Annotated in this window: 5 protein-coding genes and 1 pseudogene; 1 reads left to right on the top strand and 5 read right to left on the bottom strand. The window is 66.6% G+C overall.

Annotation, left to right across the window (positions count from 1 at the left end; all coding sequences use genetic code 11):
* Positions 1-985: serine/threonine protein kinase (locus tag AC1DYX_RS28730; protein ID WP_477265258.1), on the bottom strand; the 985-nt coding region annotated here is incomplete at its 3' end.
* Positions 986-1,090: 105 nt separating this feature from the next.
* Here AC1DYX_RS28730 and AC1DYX_RS28725 point away from each other — a divergent pair.
* Complete coding sequence (locus AC1DYX_RS28725) at positions 1,091-1,657, top strand: nitroreductase family protein (protein ID WP_477265256.1); 567 nt, start codon at positions 1,091-1,093, stop codon at positions 1,655-1,657.
* Positions 1,658-1,753: 96 nt separating this feature from the next.
* On the opposite strand, the gene AC1DYX_RS28720 is transcribed toward AC1DYX_RS28725, so the two are convergent.
* The 4 genes and pseudogenes from AC1DYX_RS28720 to narH form a co-directional block, all read right to left on the bottom strand.
* Positions 1,754-2,500, bottom strand: a complete 747-nt coding sequence (locus tag AC1DYX_RS28720; protein WP_477265254.1) for a peptidylprolyl isomerase — start codon at positions 2,498-2,500, stop codon at positions 1,754-1,756.
* A gap of 10 nt (positions 2,501-2,510) precedes the next feature.
* Positions 2,511-3,194 (bottom strand): respiratory nitrate reductase subunit gamma, encoded by a 684-nt coding sequence (gene narI / locus AC1DYX_RS28715; RefSeq protein ID WP_477265252.1) that lies wholly within the window; start codon positions 3,192-3,194, stop codon positions 2,511-2,513.
* On the bottom strand, positions 3,191-3,868 hold the full coding sequence (gene narJ / locus AC1DYX_RS28710) for a nitrate reductase molybdenum cofactor assembly chaperone (RefSeq protein WP_477265250.1): 678 nt from the start codon (positions 3,866-3,868) through the stop codon (positions 3,191-3,193). The genes narI and narJ overlap by 4 nt, the downstream gene beginning before the upstream one ends.
* Before the next feature lies 1 nt (position 3,869).
* A pseudogene (narH, locus tag AC1DYX_RS28705) lies at positions 3,870-4,058 on the bottom strand (nitrate reductase subunit beta); the annotation flags it as partial.

Here is a 4,058-nt window from a genome sequence, read left to right as displayed (position 1 = left end):
GCGATGCTGGTGGCGGCAGCGTCTCCCGCTGTGCCGCCGGTTGCAGGCCGAGCAGGGCACGCATCTCCGCCACGCTGTGCGGCCGGTCTTCCGGCTTGAACGCGAGCGCGCGGTCGATCGCCTCCAGGAAGCCGTGGCTGTATTGTCCGGCGAAGCGGGTCGCCAGCGGCACGTACGGGTCGGTCGCCATGCGGCTCAGCGCTGGCGGGGGCGGATTGCCGGCAATGGCGAAATGCACGACCGAGGCCAGCGCATACAGATCGGTCCACGCACCCTGGCTCATGCCGGGCATCTCGGCATACTGCTCGACCGGCGCGTAATTCTGCTTCAGGATCACGGTGAACGCCTGGTCCATGCCGCTGATCGCACGCCGCGCCGCGCCGAAGTCCAGCAGCAGGGGACGGCCTTCGTCCAGCATCAGGATGTTGTCCGGCGCGATGTCGCGGTGGAAGCACTGGTGCTGGTGGATGACGTCGAGCGCGTCCAGCAAAGGCCCGAGCAGGGCGTTCAGCCACGCTTCGTCGGGCGCCGCGCCGCGTTCCTGCAAGGTCTGCTTCAGCGTGGTGCCGTGATAATAGGGCATGACCATGTAGGCCGTGCCGTTGGCTTCCCAGAAGCGGTAGACCTTGACGAGGGACGGATGGTCGAACTGGGCGAGCAGCCGCGCCTCGTTGATGAAGCTGCGCCGGCCCGCCTCGAACGAATCGGCGTTGTACGTCGACTTGACGCTGACGTGGGCCTGCGTCGTGCGCGATGCGAACGACGGCATGTATTCCTTCAATGCCACCTGGCGTTCGAGCGTCGTGTCCTGCGCGAGGTAGACGATGCCGAATCCGCCTTCGCCCAGGATGCCCGTGATCTCGAATTCGTTCAGGCGCGTCCCGACAGGAAGCGCGTGGCCGTGATCTTGCAGGTGGTCGCTGTTTGCCCCCCTGGTACCACTGGGGGCAAGCACGGTGCGGTCGTCTTCGGCAGGAGTGCTCATGGGTGGGTAGGCTGGCTGGTCGGCGTATTATGATTCAGTTGGCAACAGCCCGCCAACTTTTTCTTGCGGGTGGACGGGAACCATGCGCAGCGATATGGGAAGAGAATGAACGACGACTTGTGGAATCTGATGGTGGCGCGCCGCCACGTGGGCCTGCGCCGGCTGCAGGCGCCGGGGCCGGACGCGGCGGCGCTCGACCGCATGCTGGAAGCGGCCGCGCAGGCGCCCGACCATGGCCAGCTGCTGCCCTGGCGTTTCGTGCTGGTTCCGCAGCACCGGCGCGCGGACCTGGGCGCCGTGTTCGAAGAGGCGCTGGCACAGCGCGACGCGACCGCCGACGCCACGGCCCGGGCCAGCGCGCGCGACAAGGCGCAGCACGCACCCTGCCTGCTGGTGGCGATCCTCGTCGACGTGCCCGGTACCGCCATCCCGACCGAAGAAAAACTGGTCTCGCTGGGCTGCGCGATCCAGAACATGCTGCTCGCCGCGCAGGCGCTGGGTTTTGCCAGCGGCCTGGCGAGCGGCGGCGCGCTCGATGCGCCCGGCATGCGGCGCCTGCTGGACCTCGCGCCGCACGAGCGGGCGATCTGCTTCGTCGGCTTCGGCACGGCCGACGCGCAAAAAAAGCCCCGGGTGCGTCCGCAGCCGGGGCAGTTCTTCTCTAGTTTGTAGGGTGGGCACCCCTGTGCCCACGCGTAACGTTTGCGTCATGCTGGCCTTCGCGTGGGCACGTTCGTATGTGAGGCCCCCGGCCTCACATACCCCACCCTACTGCACCAGCGGGGTTGCGCTGCCTTCCAGCGTGATGCCCTCGATGCGCGCACGGCCCACGAGGATTTGCAGGTATTGATGGACGCCGCGTTGCAGCGCGGCCGTCGCGAGCCAGGCCGCGATCTGCGACTTGACCGTGTCGAACGGCAGCAGCGAACCCTCGACGCGGCGCAGCACCTGTACGATGTGCAGGCCGAAGCGCGTCTCGACGGGCCGCGCGGCCAGTTCGTTTTCGCCGAGGCGGAACAGCACGTCATCGAATTCCGGCACGCAGTCGCCCCGGTTCAGCTGCCCCAGGCTGCCGCCCACGGCGCCCGACGGGCAGTTCGAATACTGCGTCGCGAGTTCACCGAAGCGTTCCGGCGCGGCCTGCAGCGCGGCCAGCACGGATTCCGCCGTCTCGCGCACGAGATCCAGCGGCACGGTCGACGTCACCTGGAACAGGATGTGCCGCGCCTCGACCATCGCGCCGCGCGTGAAGCGCTGCGGGTGGTTGCGGTAGTAGGTGAGGCAGGCCGCTTCGTCGGCCTGCGGCACGGTCACTTCCCGCTCAAGCAGCGCCTCGATGCGCGCATCGTCGTCGGCACCGATGATGCCGAGACGGTTCGCTTCCTGCAGAAGCACCGTGCGCAGCACGACTTCGTGCACGGACTGCTTCAGCGGGTTGGCGGCATGCCGGTGGTGCGGCAGTTCCTGTTCGATCTGGCGGTCATCGATGTCGACGCCGTTCACGGAGATGCCCATGATGTGCTCCTCAGCGCGGACGGACCAGCTGGAATGCGCGGCCCAGGTAAGCCACCGCGCCGAAACCGCTCCAGATGTGGACGAGGCGGGTGAACGGGAAGATGACGAACAGCGACATCCCCATGAACAGGTGCAGCTTGAACACGAGCGGCGCATCGATGACGAAAGTCGCCGCATCGCCGCGGAACGTCACGATGTGCTGGGCCCAGGTCATCAGGAGGACCATCATGTGGCCGTCCAGGTGGCCAGCCGAGACGAAGATCGAGGACAGGCCGAGCAGGAGTGTGCAGAGGATCCACAGCAGCACGATCTTGTCCTTCAAGGTGGTGGCGGCGCGCAGGCGCTCGTTGCCGAGACGGCGCGCGAGCAGCAGCAGGATGCCGGTCAGGCACAGCGTACCCATCACGCCGCCGGCGGCCATCGCGAACATCTGCTTGGCACCATGGCTCACGCCGAGCGTATCCCACACCCACACGGGCGTCAGCAGGCCGACGGCATGGCCGCCCAGGAGGCCGATGATCCCGATGTGGAACAGGATGCTGCCCAGGCGCAGGTGTCCCGTGTGGAGCACTTGCGTCGATTCCGAGCGCCACGTGTATTGTTCGCGGTCGAAGCGAACCAGGCTGCCGAGCAGGAAGACGGCCAGCGCGATGTACGGGTAGATCCCGAAAACGAATTGGTTAACATAGTTCATGATGCCTCCACATGCGCAGGAGTAGCGACAGCAGCTGCCGGGCGCGTGCCGCGCGGGTAAAAATTGATCGGCTGCGGGCCGAGGGCCTGCGGCTTGAGCAGCGGCTCGACGCCATCCGCACCCGGACCGAAGGTTTCCAGCGCCTCGTCCATGTCCTTGATCGGCGGTTCGGAGAGTTCCTCGGCCACGACCGGGGACAGGCTTTCCAGAACGTCGAACACGCAGGCGTACACGCTGCCGTTCGCCGCGAGCTTGCGGCCCAGGTGGGCGAGCACGTGGACGGCGTCGCCCAGCAGGCGGCCGGCTTCCTGTTCGTCGTCCAGCTGCGACAGGAATTCGAGGAACAGCGGCACGAAGTCCGGCAACTCCTCGCCCGTCATCTCGAGACCGTGCTTCTTGTACTCTTCCATCAGGTCGACCATGGCCTGGCCGCGATCGCGCGACTCGCCGTGGATGTGCTCGAACAGGTGCAGCGAGTGCGATGGCGTGCGGTCGAACGTCTGCACGTATTCCTGCTGCAGGGTGATCAGGTCGTGCTCGGCCAGGTGCGCCAGCAGCGGCGCCACCCGGGCGCGCATGCGCGGCACGAGGCCCGCCTCCAGTTCCGGCAGGGCGGCGACGATGTCGCCCTCCGGATAGAGCAGCAAGGTGGACAGGATGCGGTAGTGGATCATCTCAGGCTCCTTCCGTTTCTTTCTTCTTGCGCGACTTCGGCATCGAGACGAAGATCGTCGAGCCCTGCTTCTTCTTGCCGAACAGCGAGGCATCGCTTGTACCGTCCGAGCAGCCGTTCCCGAACGAAAAACCGCACGAGCCCTTTTCGTTGAAGCTGTCCTCGACCATCTCCTTGTGGCTGCTCGGGAT

It is taken from the genome of Massilia sp. P2_C2, assembly GCF_056404615.1.
Note: the sequence above shows the minus strand (reverse complement) of the source record. Positions and strands in the feature narration are given on the sequence as shown.

Bases quoted from the DNA above. Each gene is read 5' to 3' on its own strand.
- AC1DYX_RS28720 (WP_477265254.1), bottom strand. From the start codon at position 2,500: ATGGGCATCTCCGTGAACGGCGTCGACATCGATGACCGCCAGATCGAA.
- AC1DYX_RS28725 (WP_477265256.1), top strand. From the start codon at position 1,091: ATGAACGACGACTTGTGGAATCTGATGGTGGCGCGCCGCCACGTGGGC.
- narJ (WP_477265250.1), bottom strand. From the start codon at position 3,868: ATGATCCACTACCGCATCCTGTCCACCTTGCTGCTCTATCCGGAGGGC.
- narI (WP_477265252.1), bottom strand. From the start codon at position 3,194: ATGAACTATGTTAACCAATTCGTTTTCGGGATCTACCCGTACATCGCG.